The organism is Neoasaia chiangmaiensis, assembly GCF_002005465.1.
In the GTDB taxonomy this organism is placed as follows: Bacteria; Pseudomonadota; Alphaproteobacteria; order Acetobacterales; family Acetobacteraceae; genus Neoasaia; species Neoasaia chiangmaiensis.
The window spans coordinates 2,444,428-2,468,673 of record NZ_CP014691.1 but is presented as its reverse complement, the minus strand read 5'-3'; the positions used below and the strand labels follow the sequence as shown (position 1 = coordinate 2,468,673).

12 protein-coding genes and 1 pseudogene are annotated in these 24,246 nt (G+C 56.7%); 5 read left to right on the top strand and 8 right to left on the bottom strand.

What is annotated here, in order from left to right:
• Positions 1-5: 5 nt before the first annotated feature.
• Complete coding sequence (locus A0U93_RS11825) at positions 6-8,558, bottom strand: GH36-type glycosyl hydrolase domain-containing protein (protein WP_077807517.1); 8,553 nt, start codon at positions 8,556-8,558, stop codon at positions 6-8.
• A gap of 207 nt (positions 8,559-8,765) precedes the next feature.
• On the opposite strand from A0U93_RS11825, the pseudogene A0U93_RS11820 reads away from it, so the two are divergent.
• Positions 8,766-8,933 (top strand): annotated as a pseudogene (locus A0U93_RS11820) (lytic transglycosylase domain-containing protein); the annotation flags it as partial.
• Between the two features lie 452 nt (positions 8,934-9,385).
• On the opposite strand, the gene A0U93_RS11810 reads toward A0U93_RS11820, so the two are convergent.
• From A0U93_RS11810 to A0U93_RS11805, 3 genes are all read right to left on the bottom strand, one after another.
• Positions 9,386-11,089 carry a recombinase family protein gene (locus A0U93_RS11810; RefSeq protein WP_077807514.1) on the bottom strand — a complete coding sequence of 568 codons (1,704 nt, stop codon included), beginning with the start codon at positions 11,087-11,089 and terminating at the stop codon, positions 9,386-9,388.
• A 63-nt stretch (positions 11,090-11,152) separates the two neighbouring features.
• Entirely contained in the window at positions 11,153-11,350 is a 198-nt protein-coding gene (locus A0U93_RS16255; RefSeq protein WP_147150962.1) for a hypothetical protein, read from the bottom strand.
• 332 nt (positions 11,351-11,682) lie between these two features.
• Positions 11,683-12,342, bottom strand: coding sequence for a hypothetical protein (locus tag A0U93_RS11805; RefSeq protein ID WP_077807513.1), 660 nt, complete (start codon positions 12,340-12,342; stop codon positions 11,683-11,685).
• 170 nt (positions 12,343-12,512) lie between these two features.
• On the opposite strand from A0U93_RS11805, the gene A0U93_RS11800 reads away from it, so the two are divergent.
• Positions 12,513-13,571, top strand: coding sequence for a helicase-related protein (locus tag A0U93_RS11800; RefSeq protein WP_077807512.1), 1,059 nt, complete (start codon positions 12,513-12,515; stop codon positions 13,569-13,571).
• 382 nt (positions 13,572-13,953) lie between these two features.
• Here A0U93_RS11800 and A0U93_RS16250 read toward each other — a convergent pair whose 3' ends face one another.
• The 4 genes from A0U93_RS16250 to A0U93_RS11780 form a co-directional block, all read right to left on the bottom strand.
• Complete coding sequence (locus A0U93_RS16250) at positions 13,954-15,306, bottom strand: hypothetical protein (protein ID WP_147150960.1); 1,353 nt, start codon at positions 15,304-15,306, stop codon at positions 13,954-13,956.
• A 113-nt stretch (positions 15,307-15,419) separates the two neighbouring features.
• Positions 15,420-15,620 (bottom strand): hypothetical protein, encoded by a 201-nt coding sequence (locus A0U93_RS16245; RefSeq protein ID WP_149026881.1) that lies wholly within the window; start codon positions 15,618-15,620, stop codon positions 15,420-15,422.
• 215 nt (positions 15,621-15,835) lie between these two features.
• On the bottom strand, positions 15,836-16,483 hold the full coding sequence (locus A0U93_RS11785; protein ID WP_077807509.1) for an SOS response-associated peptidase: 648 nt from the start codon (positions 16,481-16,483) through the stop codon (positions 15,836-15,838).
• A gap of 12 nt (positions 16,484-16,495) precedes the next feature.
• Complete coding sequence (locus A0U93_RS11780; protein WP_077807508.1) at positions 16,496-18,598, bottom strand: ATP-dependent helicase; 2,103 nt, start codon at positions 18,596-18,598, stop codon at positions 16,496-16,498.
• Positions 18,599-18,754: 156 nt separating this feature from the next.
• Here A0U93_RS11780 and A0U93_RS11775 point away from each other — a divergent pair, with 156 nt between their 5' ends.
• Genes A0U93_RS11775 through A0U93_RS11765 form a run of 3 tightly spaced genes read left to right on the top strand, consistent with a single transcriptional unit; the run spans position 18,755 to position 24,130 of the window.
• A complete protein-coding gene (locus A0U93_RS11775) occupies positions 18,755-19,519 on the top strand; it encodes an ImuA family protein (protein WP_077807507.1) in 765 nt (254 codons plus the stop codon).
• Positions 19,434-20,957 (top strand): DUF6504 family protein, encoded by a 1,524-nt coding sequence (locus A0U93_RS11770; protein WP_169852758.1) that lies wholly within the window; start codon positions 19,434-19,436, stop codon positions 20,955-20,957. The genes A0U93_RS11775 and A0U93_RS11770 overlap by 86 nt, the downstream gene beginning before the upstream one ends.
• Positions 20,954-24,130, top strand: coding sequence for an error-prone DNA polymerase (locus A0U93_RS11765; protein WP_077807506.1), 3,177 nt, complete (start codon positions 20,954-20,956; stop codon positions 24,128-24,130). Before A0U93_RS11770 ends, A0U93_RS11765 begins: the two co-directional genes overlap by 4 nt.
• The last annotated feature ends 116 nt before the right edge of the window (positions 24,131-24,246 follow it).

Sequence of the window (24,246 nt, the reverse complement as noted above, 5' to 3'; positions counted from 1 at the left end):
GTCGCTCAAATAATACTCCCTAAAAGTACTGACACAACATGCACACTTCCATCGTCCACCAAATCAATCGAGTCAGCAACCGGGGCAGAAACGTTATCTAGGACGATCTGTCTCACGCCATGACAAACATGCTCAGGATTGCTGACGGTCACATGATAGGTGGCGCTTCGCCAACGCATCGTCACTGCGAATTGTGGCCAGTCGTGTGGAATACATGGATTGATCGTCAGCCTCGTACCCTGGATCTGGATGCCGAGGATGCTTTCCATGCCGACGCGCTGCATCCATCCCGCTGAGCCGGTATACCATGACCAGCCGCCACGCCCTGCATGCGGTTCGCCGGAATATATGTCGGCCGCCACGACATACGGCTCCAGTTTATAGCGGTTCACCTCTTCAGGCGTGCGGGCATGATTGATCGGGTTCAATGTGTGGAACAACGAATGGGCGCGGTCACCGTCGCCAAGTTTAGCCATAGCCATGACCGTCCAGAGAGCAGCATGCGTATACTGCCCGCCATTTTCGCGGATACCCGGCGGGTAACCCCGAATATAGCCTGGATCGGGCCCTGTCGTATCAAAAGGAGGCGCAAGCACGAGAACCAACCCTGCGTTCTGGCGAATGAGGCGGGTGAGAACCGAGCGCATGGCGTGTTCTGCGCGCTCCAATGATGCAACGCCGGATAGCACGCCCCATGATTGGGCAATGGCGTCTATTTGGCATTCTGCATTGAGGTGCGAACCAAGTGGGGTTCCATCATCGTACCAGGCGCGCAGATACCAGTCGCCATCCCATGCCGCTTCCAGCGCCGAAGCCAAGGCATGTGTGTGATCTTCCCAGATCTGGGCACGGCGGTGTTCTCCTCGCGCTTTAGCCAGCGGAATGAAGGCCGTGAGTGCGGCGTGCAAGAACCACCCGAGCCATACGCTTTCGCCCCGCCCCTTCTCTCCCACCCGGTTCATGCCATCGTTCCAGTCTCCCGTTCCCATGAGTGGCAGACCGTGCGCGCCAACAGGTAGGCTGTGATCCAGCGCGCGTGCACAATGCTCGAACAACGAGGCATTTTTCGGCGAAAGATCAGGCACGGTGAAGCTGTCATGCTCGCCAAGCGGTAAAGGCGGTGCCTGGAGAAATGAGACGCTCTCATTCAAGACGTTCTCATCGCCCGTGGTCGTGACGTAATGAGCAACCGTGTAGGCAAGCCATGCACGATCGTCGGAAATATGGGTGCGCACGCCCGCCCCGGTTTGCGGTAGCCACCAATGCTGCACGTCACCTTCCACGAACTGGCGCGACGCGGCCCGTAGCAGATGCGCACGCACGAGATGCGGAGACGCCGTGGCCAGAGCCATCCCGTCCTGCAACTGGTCGCGAAAGCCGTAAGCGCCACTGGCCTGGTAAAAACCGCCACGCGCTTGCACACGGCTGGCCAACGTCTGATAGAGCAACCATCCATTGAGCATGATATCCATGCTGCGGTCCGGGGTGCGGACCTGTATGGCGTTGGTCACGCTGTCCCAATGTTGCCGTACCGCCTCCAGCATATCGTCAAGGTTTATCGTTCGATAATGAGCAACCAGACGATGTGCTTCGTCCTCGCTTTCGGCATCGCCCAGCAAAAACACGATCTCGGCTTTCCCGCCAGCGGGCAGCGTCACAACGGTCTGCACCACGCCACAGGGGTCGAGCCCAGCGCCGACCGCCCCCTGCACGCCATCGGGCGCAGCAAAAGCGATAGGATGTTCCAGGCTGCCGTTGCGTCCGATAAATGCACGTCGATCACCCGAACTGGCTGTCAGATAACCGCCGATATCGGCAAAGGCGACACGCTGACCGTATGTGGCGTTCCATCGGTTGCGGGCGAATAATGTCCCTGTTTCACTGTCGAGTTCAGTTGTAACAAATGGCGCCGACGTGCTGCGATTGGCGCCCAGAACCCATTCCACATAAGCGGTGACCGATAAGGTGCGCGGCTGATCCGACAGATTATGAAGCTGGATACGCGTAATCTTGACCGGGTCGGCGATCGGCACGAACTGAATCAACCGGCTGGAGATACCATGCGCGATACGCTCGATCTGGGTATGGCCGCGACCATGGCGCGTTATATAGGTCGCAGCCCGATCACGGAGGACAGCAGCGGTCGGACACCACAAGGTGCCTGTATTCTCGTCTCGCAAGTAGAAAATCTCGCCCGCGTGGTCACTGACGGGATCGTTCGACCAGGGCGTGATCTGATGCTCCCGACTATTGCCGGACCATGTGTATCCGCTTCCCTCCGCCGAAACCTGGAAACCAAATGTATCGTTGGCGATCACATTGATCCATGGTGCCGGTGTTGTTTGTCGCGGACCCAGAACGATCACATATTCCTTTCCGTTGTCAGCGAAGCCGCCGTGGCCGTTGAAAAACTCCAGTTCAGGGATATCCGGTGCGGAGAAAGTGGATGATGAAGAACCGCGAACAGATTGTGTCGCAGGAAGAAGGCGTGCGAGAGCTGGTTCCGCATTGTCGAGCTGTTCAGAAATTTCCCGATCAGCCTGCAGCACGACGCGTGCGCTGGAAAGGATCAGATTTCGTGTCGCCGGACTAAGCAGATCGGCACGTAGTATTTGTATCGAGCCTACCTCGCTGCTACCACGCGACGTCGCATGCACGATCTGGTCGAGTGATGTCTGCAACTCCTGAAGATAGGAAGGCGGATGTTCGTTAAGAATGACAAAATCTACCGCCAGTTGCTTGAGCCGCAAATATTCATGGGCCAGCAGGAGAGTACGCACGACATCCGCATTCACGTCATACTTTATGCGCAGCACGAGAAGGGGAAGATCGCCCGATATTCCTTGTTCCCAAAGCAGAGGCTGGGCACCGGCGCCTTTGGCGATAATGGCCGAAGACGCACGCATGGCTGGGCCCGCGAATAGAATATGCCCTGCCAGCTTCTGGAAAAGATCTGCCGTGGCCGGCGCGATGTCGAGATGCCGCAATTGCACCTGCGCCTGTGTCCAGGCCAAAGTCCGGACACGCTCAAAAGCGGCTTGATCCCTATGGGTATCGATCATAGCCAGCAGGGCCGAACGACTGGGAGCCGCCATCGTCCAGAAGGCGATACGGGCTATATTTCCCGGCCGGATGGAAATCGGCACCCGTATGGAAAAAGCAGGATCGAGCACCGTGCCGGTTGTGCCGGAGAGTGGTCTCGTCTCCCTTATGGCCGACGGCCGGCGCACATCCTGGTTGCGTCCAACAAACTGAGCGCGGTCGGTTTCAATCTCTACTTCCGTCGCATTCGCAGCAAGATGCGCCACCCAGATTTCCGGCTCTTCGGGCGCCCGCCGTCGACGCGTTGCAATCAGGGCACGGAGACCGGGCAGATATTCGGTCTGGACAAAGAGTTTGGTAAAAGCCGGATGCGCAAGGTCGGCATTCTGTGCCAGAAGTGCCAATTCGGCGTAGGAAGTAATGTCGATTTCGACAGTCTCTCCGCTATTGTTCAATATCGAAATCTGTCGCACCTCCGCATCCTCTTCGGTGGAAACGCGTATTTCCACCGTTGTGGTCAAGCGGTCGTCCCGCCGGGAGAACTCGGCCCGATCTTCATGAAAGCCGACGGCGTAATCGTCTGGCTTCCTGCCCAAAGGCTGCGCGCAGGCGGACCAGACATTACCTGTTTTGCGATTTTTTATATAAAAGTAGGTGCCGTAATTATCGCAGGTCGCATCTTCCCGCCAACGTGTGACGGCCTGACCATTCCAGCGACTGTAACCAGATCCCGCCGCCGTCAGCATAACCGTGTAACGCCCATTGGAGAGTAGATGCGTTGTGGGTTCAGCCGTGTCCGAACGGGTCAAATAGCGACCGGATATTGCGCTGACAGCGTGAACGCCAGTCTTGGTATCATCCTCGGACGGCAGCGGCCTGGCAACTGCGCCGGTATGCGGTGCGCGCTCCTGCAACAGTATTTCGGCCGATGCGATGAGCGGATCATTATGGAAGCGGCTACGCATGATACCGTTCAAAACCGTATCGGCCACGGCTAGGATCGACATGCCTTGATGATGCGCCATATAGGCACGAACGATGACGACATCGCCAGGATTAGGGACACGATCAGGCGTGTAATCCAGGGCTTCATGGAATCCATAGCGGCCGAGGGCACCTATCCTATCCAGAACGGATAAATTGGCCACCGCTTTCTGGGGATCGACCATAGCCGCCAGCAAAGTCGCGTAAGGGGCAACGACCGTATCAAGACCAAGTCCTCGTTTAAGTCCAAGGCCCGGGACGCCGAAATTCGAATATTGATAAGTATAGTCGATATCGCGTGCATTATAGGCAGATTCAGAGATCCCCCACGGAATGTTGCGAAACTGACCGTAAGCCATCTGCCGCTGCACGATCAGGATATTGGTTTGCTCCATCAGACTGCCCATCGGCGCTCTCATGACGAGCGAGGGCATGAGGTATTCGAACATGGATCCTGACCAGGAAACCAGTGCCGCGCCGTTGCCGACTGAGGTCAGCGAACGCCCCAGCCGAAACCAGTCATGCGCGGCCATATCACCTTTGGCGATGGCGAAAAATACGCCGAGGCGTGCTTCAGAAGCCAGCAGGTCATAACAACTGGCGTCCTGCTTTTCTTCAGCGACCTGATAGCCGATGGAAAGGAGCTTACGCGAAGTGTTGCAGAGAAAGCGGAAATCCATCTCCAGCGCCAACGTCCTTGCCCTATCGGCAATTGATGCCAGGCGGGACGCGAGTGCTGGATAGAGCGCATCATCAAGATCAAGCAGGTGACTTTCCAGCGTCCGAAGCAGTGCGGAGGTCCAGAACAGACGATCGGCTTGCTCTTCCTTGTTGTTTGTAGCGGTAACCGCCTCCATCTGCTCAACATGCCCCACTATCTGCGACGTCTGGCGGTGCAGTTCGGTCAGCACCGCTGCGGACGGTTCGGCCGGTGCCCCTAAAATCGCATTTTTCAGCCCGGTCAGACGTCGAAGAAGCTGACGTTCCGCGGTCGTATTGGCCCGTCGAGTGCCCATGTGGAGTGTGAGATCCGTCACAGCAATGTTGATCGTGTCGACCATGCCGTCGGACCATGATCTCGTCTCCGGTCTCGTTTCCGACCAGGACTGGCAGGCACTGGCCAACGCGATCAGATGTCCTGCAAGGTTGCCGCTATCGACGCTCGAAACATAGATCGGTGCCAGCGGCGTAAGATCGTTCGTTGCATACCAATTGTAGAAATGACCGCGATATCGCGGCAGTTTGTCGAGTGTTGCAAAGGTCGCTTCCAGTCGAGAGACGGTATCGATCAATCCAGTCCAGCCAAAATCCCGCGCGCTGATCGTGCAGAGCAGGTAAAGCCCGATATTGGTCGGCGATGTGCGCCTGGCTAGCACGGGCGCCGGATCCTCCTGAAAATTATCGGGAGGAAGCATATGGTCATCTGAGGTGGTAAACGTCTCGAAATACCGCCATGTGCGCCTTGCCGTCATACGAAGCATCCGAATATCGGTGCGGGACGGCCGAGAGCGAGCCGCGATGGCCGGAGTACGACTGGCCCACATCGCAACGGCTGGCGAAAGCGCCCAGAGAGCTGCCAGGGGAACCGTCAGGAACAGGCTCCACGGTGCCCAGAGAGCCACCGCCAAAGTCAGGCAGCCGGACAGAAACGGTGCAGGAAGCATCCGGGCATAATAATCGGAAACCCCTGCATGCTTCTGAGCGACGAGCTGAGCGGCGGGCACCCATTGAAGCATATGCCGACGTGTGACGAAAACGCGTATCAGTGTGCGCGATATGGCGTCGGCCATGAGAAAGGCATGGTGCGCCAAAAATGTAATGTTGAGGAATATCGTAACCGCGGCCTCGGATGCCGCCGAATCAATAACGCTCAGATAGCTGTGCCAGGTGATCCATTCGCGTCGCGGGACGAGTGCCGGCAGCACGGGCAGAAATGCCGGAATACCCATCGCGAATAAAAGAAAGACGGTCCATACAAGCGCTGTGTGAAAAGGCAGAAGCCAGCACACGGCCAGAGCCAGCAACAGCAGGGGTGCACAGAGCGTACGACGCAGGTTATCCAGCATTTTCCAACGTGCGATGCCGGAGAAGCGCTCGCGCGCCGATAAAGTGCGGCCGGTCACACCAGACGTTAGCCACGGGAGAAGTTGCCAGTCCCCTCGGGTCCAGCGGTGCAGTCTCTGGGCGGCGACAAGATAATCTGTGGGAAATTCTTCGACCACCTCCACATCAGTCACCAATCCGGCGCGCGCAAATATCCCCTCAAAGAGATCATGGCTAAGCAGTGTGGAATCCGGCACACGCTGGGAGAGAGCCGCTTCAAAGGCATCTATGTTATAGATACCTTTTCCAGCATAAGAGCCTTCGCCGAACATATCCTGATACAGATCAGACACGGCGGCCGAATAGGCATCGATGCCGCTGGTGCTGGCAAAAATACGCTCGAACAACGTACTCTGGTGACCCACGGGCAAGGATGGCGTTATCCGAGGCTGCAAAATGGCATAACCCTCAAGCACTCGGCCCGAAACCGGATCGTAGATGGGGGAATTGAGCGGATGGGCCATTTTACCCACGAGACGGCGGATTGTATCCAACGGCAGGCGCGTATCGGCATCGAGCGTCACAACATATCGGACGTCATGAGGCAGTTCGTGAGACGGAGTCAGGAAGGTCGTATCGTTTGCTCCCCGCAGAAGTCGATTGAGTTCATGTAGCTTGCCGCGTTTGCGCTCCCATCCCATCCAAACCTGTTCGCTCTCGGACCACACGCGCTGCCGATGCAGCAGGTAGAAGCGCGTGTCGCCGGGTGTGGCCCCATATTTGCGATTGAGTTTGTCCATTCCCTCCTGCGCGCGCGATAGCAAAGACTCATCATCCTGCGCATGGGCCGTATCGTGATCGATCCAATCGGTTAGGAGTGCGAAATAGACGGCCTTATCTCGGGTGGCGAGATAATGTATCTCAAGGCGTGCAAGCAGGCTGTCGACAGTCTGCTGCGTCGTCAATAATGCGGGCACGACCACCATTGTACGCAGATCTAGTGGGATACCACTTAGAAACTCCATCCCCGGCAACGTTGTCGCGCGGATTGCCCTGAGCGCCAACCGGTTTGCCGAAGCCACCGCCGCTTCTGAGACCGGAATGGCGGCCAGCACAGCCACGACCCAGCCATCCCTGGGCAAGTTCGTGAACCAGAGTGGAAAAGCCAGAAAAAACAGGGTCAGAAAGCTGACGACAAGACTATAAGACGCAATCCCACGCTCACAGAAACGGCGTGCCAGCAGGCGTGGCAACGAAGGGCGAAACCCGATCGCTGCCTCCAGGCTGAGGCGTCCCGACATAATGAGATAATAGCCAGGATCACCTCGACGCATATCGGATGGGTCGCTTGCGTTGGCGTCACGCGCCATCGTGAGCGCCCGTTCCGCAACGGCCATTTCGCTGTATTCGCTATTGTATGCAAGTTCCTCAATGGCTTTGTGGTAGAGGTCGCGACTTGCGAAATCAGCCTGCGTGAAGCTCGCATAATCAGCGAAAATCCGGTTGATGAGGCAAACCCGGTCAAAAGCTTCTGCCCAGTCGAAGCTGGCGATAAATTTAAGGCTCGTGATGATGTTGCGAATCGTGGCGGTAAAAGCGCCCTGCTCGTGCAAATCTTCGCGCACAGCGTCATCGATGGTCATGCCGCGGTCTGCACAACGCTGCTCGAGCCAAAGAAGCGCCGGATCCTTCTCGGGATCCAATCCTCGAGAACGACGGGCAAATTGCGCGACAAACGCAGGCGTCAGGCTGCTCGGATCGACCGAGGCGAGAATTGCGGGCATGGAACCGAGTGCCGTCTTACGACATGCATCGAGCCTTTCGGCCAGATGATCGGCGTCTTGCCGATTGGCATTGCTCCGCATGATTGCCACGACAATTCGACGCAGATTCTCGATCAAGACGATGCGCAGGGTAATCGGAACAGCCCAGAGTTCTCTAATCATGAGCGGAACGACGCTCTGGTAGGCCTCCAGATAATCATAGAGAATTTCTGTCTGGATACGACTGTCTGTATGGGCCACATATGCCCACGCAACGCCGAAAACCCGCGGCAATCCGGCAAAAGGTCCGCCGGCCAGCTTGGGGAGGCGTGCGTAATAACGTGCTGGCAGATCCAAAATTGTTTCACGGATCTGCATATCGATTAGCGCGTAGTTGTCTACCAACCACTGGGCTGCGGGCGTTTGAGATCGCCCTGCCAGTATTGCATCTGAAATTTCCACGTCGGCCGAGCGAAGAAAAGTCCCATTTTCTTTAAGCCGCTTTGATAGAGGATGATGACGACCAACAGTGTGAGGAGCGAGAGCCTGAGCGAGCGCAAGGGTCCGCGCATGGGCCTCCAAACGCTCTACGCCGAAAATTTCACTTCTGACCGAAGTGGAGTCATTCTGCCAGTCCAGGTGCGGGGCCTGTCTGAAAATTTGCGACACCCATGAACGTCGAAACGCACGACCCGCCATCGGAGGTAATGAAGCGCTTTTGTCCATTTTTCGACGTCCATGTTGTATTTTAAGTAAATACACCTCTGATTCAGAAGATTATTTATTTGTTCGTTTTTTAGCTTCTCATTAAGTTAATATTTTAAAAAAAATATTTTATAGACTGATGAAATTCGCTTCGAAAATCGAAATAATTTATTGCTGAGTCTTTTATAACGCGTTGGAACGAGCCGCGTTCCATAGGCGTCTGCCTCAGCGGTATCACCGAAGGGTGCGATGGGTCTCATTCAGATCATGCCAGACACATGGCGGGAGCTTCGCACGGCATTGAATCTGGGGAGCGATCCCTATGATCCGCACGACAATATCGTCGCAGGCGCGGCGTATCTTCGCTGGCTGCATGAGCGCCATGGCGATGCGGGTCGCCATAGATGACCAGCGCGCCATTGGCTGCGGTCGTCAGGTTCTGGATCGCACCATCGACGGCTACCTCGATGCTGGAGGTCGCAATGTCCTCCCCGTTGAGGCGCTCCAGCTGCTTGTTATAGCGATTGGCGAGCTTCGCCTTGTACTTTGCAAGGTTCGGAGACACCTCGAAGCAACCTGGAAATTGCAACCTATGCCGATGCCATAGCCGATATATTCGAAGCGTATCTGCGCCGGCTCTCCAGAAAAATCTAATCGGAACCTGTCATCCAAATGTCGGCCGCTCTATGTGCGTCAGAGAACCTTTCGGCTCAGTCAGGAGACGTCCCAAGCCACACTCACACACTTGTGACATTGGACAAAAACTCGCCGGACTACCTTTTCATCTGTTTCCTATGTGTTTCCTGCGATGGATTTTGGACAAAAAAACCCGCCTTTGAGGGGCGGGTTTATCTTGTCCAATCAAGGACTTGTTTCTGGTTGCGGGGGCATACAACCGCTTCGGTCGTAACTTCAAGATTATCATTACCTGCCGCCAGCGCCAGAATACCAGCCATATCCCCTACCAACGTCAAACCGACTTCTCCTCGCGCTTGTCCGGGTCGGAATTCAACGGACTGAATCAGGCTGCGTAGCTTATCGGAAGCCTCGCGGCCATGATTCGGATCCCCGATAACAGCACCCAGATTTTTCACGCGCTCATGAAAGAGCGCCGAAAAGTCACGCTGCAAGTTGGGCATTGGTGCAGGCACGGGCTTTATCGCCTCGGCTAACGCCTTCCGCTCTTTTGAAAGCTCGGTGAGCCGGTTGGCGAGCACAGAAACGTCCGGTGCAAATTCAATAGCTTTCATTATGTTATTTATTTGAGCATCAATCGACGCAAGTTTTTCACGGCCAGCATCGGATTGCCGAAGCCATTGCGCATAGAGCGCCTGACATTCTTCATTGTACGCCTGCAAAGCAATCTCTATTGATTCGCCTGTCACAAGAGGGCCGGCTAGCCCCGACAGGATACGTTGCTCCACGACATCCCGTTTTTTCGTACGATTGTTCGTGCAGTTTGTGCCCCGGTGGTGCCCCAGACATCCCCAGCGATCGCGCAGAACAAGTCCGACATTACCTCCACATGCAGCGCATTTAATGATTCCACTCAAAAATGACGTGGGCCGCCGTGCGTCGCGAAAATTATGCTCCTGCCCACATGCACGTTTCTTCATGTTCGCCCGGATCACCGCCTCCCGCTTTCGAATCGCATTCCACTGCTCCTCGGTGACGAGGCGCAAATCCTGATCCTCGATGCGTTCAATATCTTCTTCAGGATTCTGACGCGCCACACGCTTACCCGTGTCTGGATTCTTCAAATACATGCGCTGGTTCCATACCCTCCATCCGCGATACAGCTCGTTATGAATTATTCCTGTGCCGCGCGACGCATGACCCAAAATCGTACTTACTTGCCACTGCGAGCATCCAGGAACTTGAGTCTCCCCTTTTTTACGAGGGCGGCGCGGACCCGGAATACCTTCCAGATTCAATTTTCTCGCTATCTCTATTGGGCTTTTACCGAAAGCATATTCATCAAAAATTCTACGCACGATTTTCGCTTCAGCCGGACATATCTTCTGATGTCCTTTGTCGAGCTTTCCGTCAGCAGTAAGTTTTGGATCAGACACATACCCATACGCTCGACCGCCTGCACTCCGTTTTTTCAAGATGTTGGCTTTGGCCCCTCGACGTGTCTTATGGGCAATTTCCTCCAGCTGCGCTTCCGCAACACTACTCATGATCGCGATCACAAGGTCTGTCTGTTTTCCAGAGGTGTATGTATGAACTTCAATCCCATGAAATTTCAACCGCCGATACAGAGCAGTGACTTCAGAAACATTCCGGCCAAGGCGATCAACAGATTCGACAACTACAACATCAAATTGTCCTAGCATGGCTTGCTGTTTTAACTCTTGCAGACCTGCTCGGCCATGCTCGTACGCTCCGGATATTGCATCGTCCGTAAAACGTGCCACCACCGTCCAACCGTGTTGCGTGGCATATTTCTCGCCCGCATGGAGTTGGTCGGCCGAGGACGCTGCATTTTGGCGGGATGTCGAAAAACGACCATAAAGAGCAATCCGAAGATTGTGTCTATTAGTTTTCATTACTCTTCTCCAGTATATCCAAAGTGACAGCACGGTGTGCAGGAAACACTCGACTTGTTTTGTCTAGCTCTTCTGTTCTCGCTGCTCTTTGGGTTGGTTATCATTGGCCACCACGACCGTTGTTTTGAGCCACGCCTCAAACTGCTGCTGCGCGACTGATCGCCCCACGGCCCGAGCCAGAACGGTGACCAATTGAGTTAATTCCGCACCCGCTGAGCCGTTATCGTTAGCGATTTCTGGTTTTGAACCTTCAGGGGTCATTGCCGGCCTCCGTGAAATTTGCATCGTCACAGTCAGAAAAGAACCGGTATCCAAAATTTGTCATTCAATATTTTTAGAGAAAATTTTAGAGAATTTTTAAATGAAAAAGAAAATTAAGAAGGGTCTTGAAAAATGCGATTCGCTGAAAAAGCAAGTCGCTAATTTCGTTATTTTTGACAGCCCTAATTTCGAATTTTAAAGGCCAGAATCGGTCTGATGTGCTCACACACAGGCCGCACTGACATCCAAACGATTCGACAAGCCGGGTGGGGCGCCCAACGCAGCCTGCTGTCGTCCACCCCAGGCTTTTCAGTTCGGCCCTCTTGCGATGCCTAGGGCTTTTTTCGGCCTTCAGCGTCACGGAGGACACGCTCGATCAACGCCTTACACTGGGCCTTCAACTCTTGTGGCCGCGCAAAATCGTCGACAAAAATCATTGTCGGCTGAATGCCATGACCTTCATAAAACCGCTCACGCTGCTCCGTTCTGATCAGACCGCGCTTTTCAACCGCATTCCGCACGACCCGGTCACGGGCACAACACCCTACCACCTCAATGAAATGTGCTGCATCACGGCATCGAAGGGCGATGTCGGCACGAAAATCATCCGATGTGTCGTCAATGGGCTGGTGTAGATCGACTGCCACACCTGGAGACCGACCACCTGCCAAAAACTGATAGATGATCCGCTCTGGCAGCGATGCCAGAACGGTTTCGTCCGCAGCGACCTTGCCTGCAACCGGCAGCTCCGGCCAGCGCTGCCGCGCCATGGCATCCATCCGCGCCCAGGCATACGTACCGCTTTCGCCCAGAAACACGAGATGCTGGGCACGAATACCCCGGTAGCGACACATCTGATGGTTAGGGGGTGCCCCCAGTTCCACGGCGAAGTCATGATAGATTTCCAGATCTTTGTTATCTGGAAAAAAAGCGTTCCTTCCCGGCGTTTGAGAGGCACGCGAAGAGTGTAACAAGGAAGACGTTGATGACATGAGAGTATCCTGAATGCACCCATGACGCAGGGCGTCCGCCCCACCCCATGCGATGAGAAAAAACGGCATCGGGTGCCGTTGAGTATGAATGAAGAAAGGGACGTAGCCTTCGGACGATACGCTTAACCGAGCGACAGATCCTGATCAGACAGTCCGGATATTGCTCGGGAATGGAAAACTACAGTTCTTACCTGAACGGACGTGACCCAGCTCTTCCTCCCATTACGCTACTTGATTATCTTCCTAAGGACGGGCTGCTGTTCGTGGATGAGTCTCACGTCATGATCCCGCAAATCTCAGCGATGTATCGTGGAGATCAAAGCCGTAAAGACACGCTGATCGATTATGGCTTTCGCCTACCGTCTTCAAAAGACAATCACCCATTAAATTTCAAGCAGTTTGAAGAGGTAAAACCACAGACCATTTTCGTCTCTGCGACCCCTGGTGCTTATGAGCTGAAAGTTTCCAAAGAACATGTTGCGCTTCAGGTTGTGCGGCCGACGGGACTGCTTGACCCCGTAATTGAATTGCGGCCGTCTGCTGGAGCAATTGATAACCTCTGCGATGAAATTGAAGTGCGTAAGCATCGGAAAGAGCGCGTACTGGTTACAACCCTGACGAAGGCGGCCGCTGAGGATCTACACGCTCTTTTGGAAAGCAAGGGGGTTCGAGCCAGCTATCTTCATTCAGATATCAAAACAGAAGAGCGTACTGAAATCATCGACGGTTTGCGGGCTGGTGAATTCGACGTTCTCATTGGAATCAGCCTTCTTAGAGAAGGACTCGATATTCCGGAAGCCTCGCTCATCGCAATTCTGGATGCAGATCGGGCGGGCTTTCTCCGGTCAACAGACGCGTTAATACAGATGATTGGAAGGGTTGCGCGTAATCCTAACGGAACAGCCATTTTGTATGCCGATACAATAACACCGGCAATGCGCGGGGCGATAAGCGAAACAGAGGCACGTCGAACGTTACAGATTCAGTTCAATGAGAAAAACGGCATTACGCCCTCCTCTACCAACGAAAAGGGAGCACCATCTGAAAACGAAAACCGGGAGCCAAGTGTTCATGACGAGGCATTTTGCGCTGATCTAACCGAGCTCTGCACGCGTATTACCAGGAAAGAAAAAGAAATGCTGGATGCCGTGCAAGAGAATAGAGAAGAAGACGCCAAAAACATTCGAAAATCTCTACAAAATCTCTACAAAAGATACATTTTTGTATGACGAAAAAGAATTGTCCCCTTTCCCTAAGGGGACAATTCTAGGAAATATTCTCACGTACGGGCATTCATCAAAAGTCTCTCGATCTTGAAAAGGCATTTCATGTAGCGAAGCACACTGTAAATGTTCATGCTAAATGGCCATCTGTGAACATCTATGAGGTATAGGGGGCGGTCTACTTTAGGGGCACTGTAACCAGTTGAAGACCTATCTAACAATCCAGGTACGGTTTACTCTGTTGGCGAACTCTTTACGGATTATAGCCAAGAGCACCAAAATCACGCAGAGAAAGTCAAGCAGCCATTCATAATATTGAAAAAGAAATCCTTCTTTCATGCCGGATGCCTTGCTATCCCGGCCATTATCATGGCCTCCCAAGCATCATCTAGGACGTTCCGTAAAGCGTCGGACGGCTGTCAATGATATCTTTGTCGGCTCCAACCATCGTTGGCCGAATCCACAGCAACCTGCTTTCTGCAAGCGCCTTCCCAAACCGTTGATTCCGCCAGTGTCCTCGGCGCCAGTGACCAACGGCCGTCCCGCCGAGCGTCTTTCGCGGCTGGAATGACGTTCGATAGCCGCAGAAATTGATCCAGCGGCAACCATCCTGACGTGCTCGCGCTTCTGCCATTTTTCTGGCTTTGCCCTTGGCCCGCCCGACTTTTTCATGGACACGTGGATCGTTTAGTCGTTTTTCCTGATCGCGCTTGGGATAATTCAAGTAGCAGACGAGGTTGAACACCAATCGCGTAACCTCCTCCAGAACCGTCGGGTCGGAAATCACGTTGCGAAGATCGTCAGGATGCCCGTCTTCTTCTCGAAAGGTATCCATTGGAATTGCCGATCGGCGACCGCGTTCGATGCCATCTCCAACCGTATTGCGGTGCGAGACAAAATTGTAGTGCGCACGGAGCGTTGGCTGGTCCAAAAGATCGGTCAATGAAAGTGACGCCGTAGCATGATCACGCCGACGGAACGTGAAATCCACCGTGAACATCATGTATGAGCGCCACTCGCCCAAACCGCGGATATCCATCTTTTCTGTGATTTCATCCATCACCGCATCGGGATCTAGTAGGTATCGATCGTAAAGCTGTTGGGCAGCCGTATTTTCGGCCAATAGCTTCGCAATATAACTGTCAAAGCTTGCAAAACTTTCGGATCCGTCCTTACATAGATTCTCCAGAGCACCTGGTATTCGCTCAAGATCCGCCCATTGCTCCCTCTGCTCAGCGATCAGTTCGTTCGGAGGACGGGGCCTCATCCGGAGAGAGTCAACCAGGCAAATTTCAGCCGTGACATAGAACCCATCGACTACCCAGTCGCGCTTGTAGTTAGGCAAAAAATGTCCCGGCGCAAGAGCAACATAGAATGTGTCGTATGGCATCCGCAGGTTCTGGATGGGCAATTCATCCACGTCCGTATCGGCCAGCATTGCCAACAGGTCTGGCGCAAACTCGAATATTTGTTGACCATCGTGGCGCCAATTTCGGAGCACCGAGCGCCAATTCTCTTCACGCAGGATAACCTCCCAGGCGGTTCTCTCCGGCACACCTTGAGGGAAATCGGCGAGAATGGCGTCTTCGTGAGGCGCCACCACCTGTCGGTAATAGTTTTCCCGCTCTCCGTCGGTACCCTCCGGCCTATTACTATCGACTGCCCAATAAGCATCGAGCCGAGGTTGTAAACCGCGCAATTCAGTTTCATGACGCCAAGCGTGCAACTGAGATAGCCTCACGGCCGGATTCTTCAAAATCGCCCCCAACAAAGATAGATTTAGCTCACTGCCAGTCAGCACTCATACCCAATAACAAATGTTCATCTCAATCGGAAATCGAGACGATACATCGCCTAAACTCTGCTAGAAAAACGATGGTAAGCAGTAACACGAACAGTTCTTATGTCTTCCTCGCCTCCTGTCATCATATCGCGCGACTGTATCTCATTTTTCTCGATCAGCTTTTCGAGCCGTGAGTGGCCGATATAGGCGACCCCGTAAATATCGATGAGGATGCGGGACAGGTCGAATTTCTTGGCGTCATCGACCAGCACCGGCGTGCCGCCAGCACCTGATAACGGTGATCAATGGCGGCGAAGCCGTAGTTGCCGCCTTCGTTCTACCCCAGTCGAAGCTGACGGTCTCGCTCTTGTAGACGAACTTTCCGGACCAAGCTGCGAGGAAAGGGAAGGAAGTCCTCCAATGTATGACCGCTTCTGAGCTACGCCGTCCCAGAGCCGACATTCTGTCCCCCCGCTCCCCATAACTGTCATTTCAAAGGCTGCGGAGAATCGACACAAGCAAGCATGGCATCCGACAAAGGCTTCTGAAGACATAGAGCCTCGGTGACAGGCGCATTCATCCATATATCCAGTTCATCTGGCTGCGTCAGAATAACCGGCATGGCTTTCGGATAGATGGCTCCAACTTCCCGGTTCGCCTCGGTGGTCAGAAATCCAAACAGGTCATCCGTTGTCTCTCCATCAGCCAGTTTCCGCACGGATGTCCATCGGCACCAGATACCGGCAAAGAAAGCCACCTGCTCACCGTCGCTGCGGGCAAACCACACAGGCTGCAATTTCCCGTCAGGCAGACGCTCCGGCTCCGAGAACGCCGTCAGCGGCACCAGACAGCGATGTGCCACACCTTCCCATCGCTTCCACCATGTCGAGGTCGGATTGCGGATGTTGGTGACACCACGATCCACCTTATGGCCTTTCAGGTATCCCGGCGGTGTCGGCATGCCCCAGCGGCCCATGACCAGTTCACGACCGTTCGTGCCATTCCGCACAATCGGCGCCATCGTGTTCGGGTAAATCTCGGGCAATGGCTGGAGATTCCCCGTGCGATCCTCGAGGACTTTTGCAACGTCCTTGATCGCCTGTGGGTTGGAAGTCATGGAATAGAGATTGCACATCTGTCTGCTCCCTTACGACCACATGCCGCGCAGACGGGCGGCCATGTCGATCCGCACGGACTGCACCGCCTCCTGCCGGGCCTGCTCCTCTGGCTTCACAACGGGCCAGGATACAGACTGAAACAGGGGCAGCATATCGCGGTCGATGAAGCGGCTCCGTGAAGCATAGACATGCCGGTCGCCCCGGCTGTGCTGGCCATGCACGTAAAAACGCTGCGGCACCATGATATCGAGACTGTCCTTCGCCCGTGTCATAGCCACATAGAGCAGCCGGCGTTCCTCCTCGATGTCATCCTGCTCGCCGGTAGCCAGATCGGACGGAATGCAGCCGTCGACGGCGTTCATCACGAACACGTTCTTCCATTCCTGCCCCTTGGCGGAATGGATCGTCGAGAGGATCAGATAATCCTCATCCAGCAACGGCACGCCAGCCTGATCGGACGTTGCATCCGGCGGGTCGAGTGTCAGTTCGGTGAGGAATTTCTCACGTGAGGGATAACCGCCGGCGATCTGCTCCAGTTGCACCAGGTCCGCCAGACGGGTGGAGGCGTCCTCATGCAGCCGCTCCAGATGCGGCTCATACCAGTACCGCACAACCGCGATCTCGCCCGGCCAGCCGACCTGATGACTGCCAAGGGCTGTCAGCAGGTTCACGAAACCCGTCCAGGCCTCGCCACTGCGCGGTGGGGCTTTCAGATCCTTCAATGCCTCGAAGGGATGGGCACTCTCACCCATCGTGTCCAGCACGCGCCGAGCTGAGGTCGGCCCCACGCCCGGCAGAAGCTGCAGGACCCGGAAGCCCGCGATGCGGTCGCGCGGGTTCTGGGCAAAGCGCAGCAGAGCCAGCACGTCCTTCACATGGGCGCTGTCGAGAAACTTCAGGCCGCCGAACTTCACGAACGGGATGTTGCGCCTTGTCAGTTCCACCTCCAGCGTGCTGCTATGGTGCGAGGCCCGGAACAACACCGCCTGCTGCTTCATCGGCGTGCCGGCCTCCCGCTCTTCCAGCACACGATCCGCGATATAGTTCGCCTGGGCGGTGTCGTCCCAGATTGTCACGAGCCTGGGAAGTTCGTCGGACTGTCGCTCGGTCCACAGATCCTTGGTGAACCGCTCGGCAGCTTCGCCAATGACGGCGTTGGCCGCATCCAGAATGGGCTTTGTCGAGCGATAATTCCGGTCCAGCGTCACGACGCATGCCGGGGGATCGAAGGACGCCGGGAAATCAAGGATGTTGCGCACGGTCGCCGCCCGAAAAGCGTATATGCTCTGCGCGTCGTCGCCCACCACCGTCAGTCCGCGTCCGTCGGGCTTCATGCCCAGCAGGATCTCCGCCTGCAGCCGGTTGGTGTCCTGATACTCGTCGACCAGCATATGATCCCATTTGCCGCCGATATCGGCGGCCAGCACCGGATCGCTCACCATCTGCGCCCAGCACAGCAGCAGATCGTCGTAATCCAGCACACCCTGTTCCTGCTTGGCCGTAACATAACCTGCAAAGAGCTGTTTGAGCTGCGCGTCCCAGCCCGCGCACCACGGATAATGCTTCAACAACACGTCGGCGAGCGGTGCGCCGGAATTGACCACACGGGAGTAGATGGCAAGGCACGTGCCCTTGCCGGGAAAACGCTTCTCGGTTTTGGAAAACCCCAGATCATGCCTGATCAGATTCATCAGATCGGCGGAATCCTCCCGATCATGGATCGAGAAGGCCGGGTCCATGCCAATCTGCTGCGCATACTCCCGCAGCAGCCGGGCGCCGATGGCATGAAACGTCCCGGCCCAGGCCAGCGCATCGGCCAGAGGACCGGCCTTGTCGCCGAGCGCCGTTTTGCAGATCCGCTCTACCCGTCGCGTCATCTCGACACTGGCCCGCCGCGAGAAGGTCAGCAGCAGGATGCGGCGCGGATCGGCACCCGAGGCGATCAGATGCGCGACCCGGTGCGCCAGTGTGTTGGTCTTGCCCGAACCGGCGCCGGCGATGACCAGCAGCGGGGATGAATCCGCCCTGCCCGGCGAGACCCCGGTCCCGTGCGTGACGGCCTGCCGCTGCGCATCATTCAGACGGGACAGATAATCGTCGCTGCCCGAAGCGGGAGAAGGTTCTGGATTCAATTCCTTAGCGCACTTTCATCAACGATACCGAACCGACATCGAACACCAGCATGCCGGATACGGAGCGAATTTGCATTGACTTGCGTAGCATAATTAGAACAAATCAGGAACATATAATCATGAAATGCACCTGCACAAGGGACATAGAACCGTGACATGACTGCTGAAACCGCGAAAAAACCCGGTCTGGAGACGCTGCGGGCTGCGATCAGCCGTCTCGAAGGGCACTGCGACCGACGCCGCACGGTGCTGCCTTTTGGCGTGCGCGAGATCGACAGTCGCCTGCCCGGTGGCGGTCTGGCGCTAGGTGCGTTGCATGAAGTGGCAGGAGGCGGGAATGATGCTCTGCACAGTGCCGCCGCCGGTCAGTTCTGCGCCGGGATTGCCGCCCGTACGCGCGGTAAGGTGCTCTGGATCGTCACCCGTCAGGACGTGTTCGCCCCTTCCCTGAAACAGGTGGGGCTTTCTGCGCGGCGGACGATCTATGTCGAGGCCAGTTCGGAAGTCGATGTGCTGGCCTGCTTCGAGGAAGGGCTGCGGCATGGCGGCCTCGGAGCTGTTGTCGCGGAAGTATCCCGCCTGTCCATGACGGCCTCGCGTCGCCTGCAACTGGCGGCTGAAACGTCTGGTTCGCTTGGCATCGCGATCCGCCGCTGGCGACGACAGACGGATGCGGCGGATTTTGGCCAGCCGACTGCCAGTGTGACACGCTGGCGGGTCTCCGTCCTGCCTTCCCTACCGTTGCCGGTGCCCGGTGTAGGCCGTTCTCGCTGGCTGCTGGAACTGATCCGTGCCCGCGCAGGCGAATGTGCCGATTTTGAAGTGGAGGCTTGTGATGGCAAGGGTCGTCTCTCTTTACCTGCCGCTCTGGCCGACCGACCGGATCAGGAAACGACTTGGACCAGACGCGCCCGCGCCTGAAACGCCGCTCGCACTGGCCGGGCGTGAAGGACGACGACGAGTTGTCCTGTCGGTCGATCTGGCCGCCCGCAAGCTGGGACTGCGTCCCGGCACACCAATCGCCAAGGCCCAGGCGCTGTATCCCGATCTGGTGCTGATGGACGCCGATCCCGAGGGAGACCGTCTGGGGCTGGAAAAGCTGGCGCTGTGGTTCCAGCACCGGATCGCGCCCATCGTGGCCGTCGATGCACCGGACGGGCTGGTTCTGGACACGACGGGGGCGGATCACCTGCACGGCGGTGAACTTCCCATGCTCAAGGACATGGTTCATCGCATGGCGGGCGCAGGTTTTCGGGCAAAAGCTGTGGTGGCGGACACCTGGGGGGCGGCCCATGCACTGGCTCGCTATGGCCGGTTAGCGATTGCGGTTGTCCCTTCAGATAAAACGACCTCTGCTCTGGCAGATCTGCCCGTTGAAGCACTCCGCCTGCCCTCACCTATCATTGAGGGTCTGCCCACGCTGGGCGTATCCCGCATCGGACCACTGGCCGCCATGCCACGTGCACCGCTGGCGCTGCGTTTCGGACCGGATGTCGCCCGTAGGCTGGATCAGGCGTTCGGGCGTATGGGGGAAGCTATCATGCCAGTCCGCCCGGTGGATCCGGTCGAGGTCAGCCGTAATTTTGCCGAGCCGATCGGGGCCGCCGAAACCATCGCCAAATATATCGGCAAGCTGGTGCCGCTGCTCTGCCAGGGACTGGACGAGCGCGGACAGGGCGTGCGCCGTCTTGATCTGCTGCTGCATCGGGTGGACAACCGCACCGAGGCGATCCGCGTGGCGACCGCCATGCCGGTACGCGATGTGAAGCGCCTGACGCGGCTGCTGTGCGAGAAAATCGAAACGATCAATCCGGGCTTCGGCATCGAGCGCATGGTGCTAATCGCCTCTCTGGCGGAGCCCATGGATCGGCGCCAGACCGTCTCCTCGCTCATCGCCGAAGAAGAAGCCGATGTGTCCGACCTGATCGACACACTGGCCAACCGTGTCGGTACACAGGCGCTCTATCGCTTTGCCCCAGTGGAAAGCGACCTGCCCGAACGCTCTTTCTGCCGTGTGCCTGCCCTTGCACCTGAAGAGACAAAGGACTGGCCGGAGCATTGGCCACGTCCCACCCGCCTGCTGGCACGACCTGAGCCGGTGCAGGCCATGGCGGAACTGCCGGACCAGCCGCCCTTGTTCTTCATCTGGCGGGGCGTGCGGCGGAAAGTGAAATGCGCTGACGGGCCTGAGCGGGTCTTTGGCGAGTGGTGGAAAAATGACGCCGAGCTGACCATCGCCCGCGATTACTTCCGGGTGGAGGACACGAGCGGCGAGCGGTTCTGGCTTTACCGTGCCGGTGATGGTGAGCACGGCGAGACCGGCTCGCAGGGCTGGTTTCTGCACGGGATTTTCGGATGAGCACCTCGGCACCGCATTACGCCGAACTGCAGGTGACGACGTATTTCTCGTTTTTGCGCGGGGCGTCTTCCCCGATCGAACTGTTTGCGCAGGCAAAGGCCCTTAGCATCGAGGCACTGGGCATCTGTGACCGCAACTCTCTGGCCGGGATGGTGCAGGCCCATGTCGCGGCAAAAGAGATCGGGCTCCGCCTTGTTGTGGGATGCCGTCTCGATCTGGCGGATTTCCCTCCCGTGCTGGTCTACCCTACGGGCCGGGCCGCCTATGGCCGTCTTTGCCGCCTGCTGAGCCTCGGCAAGGCCCGTGCCGGGAAAGGAAAATGCCATCTGCTCTGGGAGGATCTGGTCGCCTGGGGTGAAGACCTGATCGTCGTCATGATCCCGGACACGGCGGACGAGGCCTGCGCGCTGCATCTGCGCAAGCTGAAGGACATCTTTGCCGACAGGGCCTACATGGCGCTCACCCTGCTACGCCGTCCCAATGACCAGATGCGATTGTATGATCTTGCCAACCTGGCGCATCAGGCACATGTGCCAACCGTCGTGACCAATGACGTGCTGTTCCACACCCATGACCGGCGTATCCTGCAGGATGTCGTCACCTGCATCCGGCACAACACGACCATCGACGAGGCCGGGTTCGTCCGCGAACGTCATGCCGACCGTTATCTCAAGCCACCGCAGGAGATGGCCCGGCTGTTCAGCCGTTACCCTGAAGCGGTCGCCCGCACCATGGATATCGTGGAGCGCTGCCGTTTCTCGCTCGATGATCTGGCCTACCAGTATCCCGATGAAGTGTCCGCGCCCGGTCAGACGCCCCAGCAGGCTCTGGAAACCCTGACATGGGAGGCCGCAGCCCGCACCTACCCCGAAGGGACTCCGGGCGAGGTTCGCAAAAGTCTGCACCATGAACTGGGTCTGATCGGGCGCATGGAATACGCGCCCTATTTTCTGACGGTGAACAGCATCGTCCGCTATGCTCGCAGCCAGGACATTCTCTGTCAGGGACGTGGATCGGCTGCCAATAGTGCCGTCTGTTATGTGCTGGGCATTACCGCCATTGATCCGGCCCGAAACTCCCTGCTGTTCGAACGCTTCGTCTCTGAAGAGCGCGGCGAACCGCCGGATATCGATGTGGATTTTGAACACGCACGCCGTGAGCAGGTCATCCAGTGGGTCTATGAGCATTACGGGCGTGACCGGGCAGCCCTGACAGCCGTGGTGATCCGCTATCGCGCCAAGGGGGCCTTACGCGATGTCGGCAAGGTCATGGGCTTGCCGGAAGACCTGATCCGCACACTGTCGGGCCAGATTCAGGGCTGGGGGCGCAAGCTGGACGATGACGCCCTGACTGACAGCAGCATTGATTTGTCCGACCGGCGCATCCGTCTGACCCTTGATCTGGCCCGCTGCCTGATTGGTGTACCTCGTCACCTGTCACAGCACCCCGGAGGATTTGTGCTGACGCATGACCGGCTGGATGAGCTTGTGCCCATTGAGCCTGCATCGATGGAGCAGCGCCAGATCATCGAGTGGGACAAGGACGATATCGACGTCCTGAAATTCATGAAGGTCGATATCCTCGCTATGGGCATGCTGACTTGCATGAAAAAGGGGCTGGATCTGCTGGCGGACCATAAGAATCAGCACTTCACCCTTCAGACCATCCCGGCGGAGGATCCACGCACTTACGCCATGATCAGGAAGGCTGACACCATTGGCGTCTTCCAGATTGAATCCCGCGCCCAGATGTCCATGCTACCACGGCTCAAACCGCGTGTGTTCTACGATCTCGTCATTGAAGTGGCGATCGTAAGGCCCGGACCAATTCAGGGCGATATGGTGCATCCGTATCTCCGAAGGCGCGAAGGGATCGAACCGGAAAACTATCCCACCCGGGAATTGGAAAAGGTTCTGAGGAAAACACTGGGTATTCCCTTATTTCAGGAGCAGGCGATGCAGGTCGCCATGATCTGTGCGGGGTTTACTGCCGCTGAGGCCGATCAGTTGCGTCGGGCCATGGCGACGTTCAAAAATACCGGCACTGTCTCACAGTTCCAGAGACGTCTGATCGAAGGCATGCGGGCCAACGGTTACCCGGAAGAATTTGCAGAACGGATCTATCAGCAGCTCGAAGGGTTCGGGTCTTACGGATTTCCCGAGAGCCATGCCGCCAGTTTCGCCATTCTGGCCTATTCGTCGTCCTGGATGAAATGCACCCATCCGGATGTGTTTCTGGCCTCGCTTCTGAACAGTCAACCAATGGGATTTTATGCACCAGCACAACTGGTTCGCGATGCGCGGGAACATGGCGTGGAAATCCGGCCAGTTTGTGTGAATGCCTCGCGCTGGGACAGCACACTGGAAGGGCCGGAAAGACCAGACGGGATGTTCGCCGTGCGACTGGGTATGAGTCTGGTCAAGGGGCTGGCCAATGACGATGCGGCCCGAATTGTTGCCGCACGGACCTCGCGCACGTTTACCTCGATCGATGATCTGTGGCGTCGGGTTGGCGTGAAGGCGACAGCACTGACCCATCTGGCAGAAGCGGATGCGTTCCGGCCTTCGCTCGGGTTGCCACGGCGCGAGGCGCAGTGGGCAATCAAGGCGCTACGGGACGAACCGCTGCCGCTGTTCGCGGCAGCCCAGGTAACGCGGGAAGCGGAGGAGCCGGATGTGCTGCTGCAGCCCATGCACGACGGGGCGGAAGTGGTGCGCGATTACAACCGGCTTGGCCTGAGCCTGCGGGATCATCCGCTGACTTTTCTGCGGGGTGATCTGCTGGCACAGGGCATCGTCACCTGTCGGCAGGCGCTGGCGGCAAAGGATGGAAAGCGCCTGACTGTCGCTGGGCTAGTGCTGGTTCGGCAACGCCCCGGCTCAGCCGAAGGCGTGGTGTTCATGACGCTGGAGGATGAGACGGCCAACATGAACGTCATCATCTGGCCGGATCTATTCGATGCGAACCGACGGATGATATTGGGCGGACAGATGCTGGCCGTAAAAGGCATGCTGCAGAGGGAGGGCGAGGTCGTGCATCTGGTGGCGAAGGAGATCAGGGACCTATCGGGATTGCTGGCGGATGTCGGGAACCGCTCCTTGCAAGACATTGGTTTAGAACTACAGGACTCCAGATCCGAACATCTGGTGGTAAAGTCACGAAACTTCCACTGACTGATGATTTATCAGCTTCTGCGCAATGCCGGCAAGAGTTGCCCGCCTCGCGACCTGTGAGAAGAGAGGCGCACCAATCATGAGTTCGTCAGGCTGATGCTGTTTTATGAAAGCGG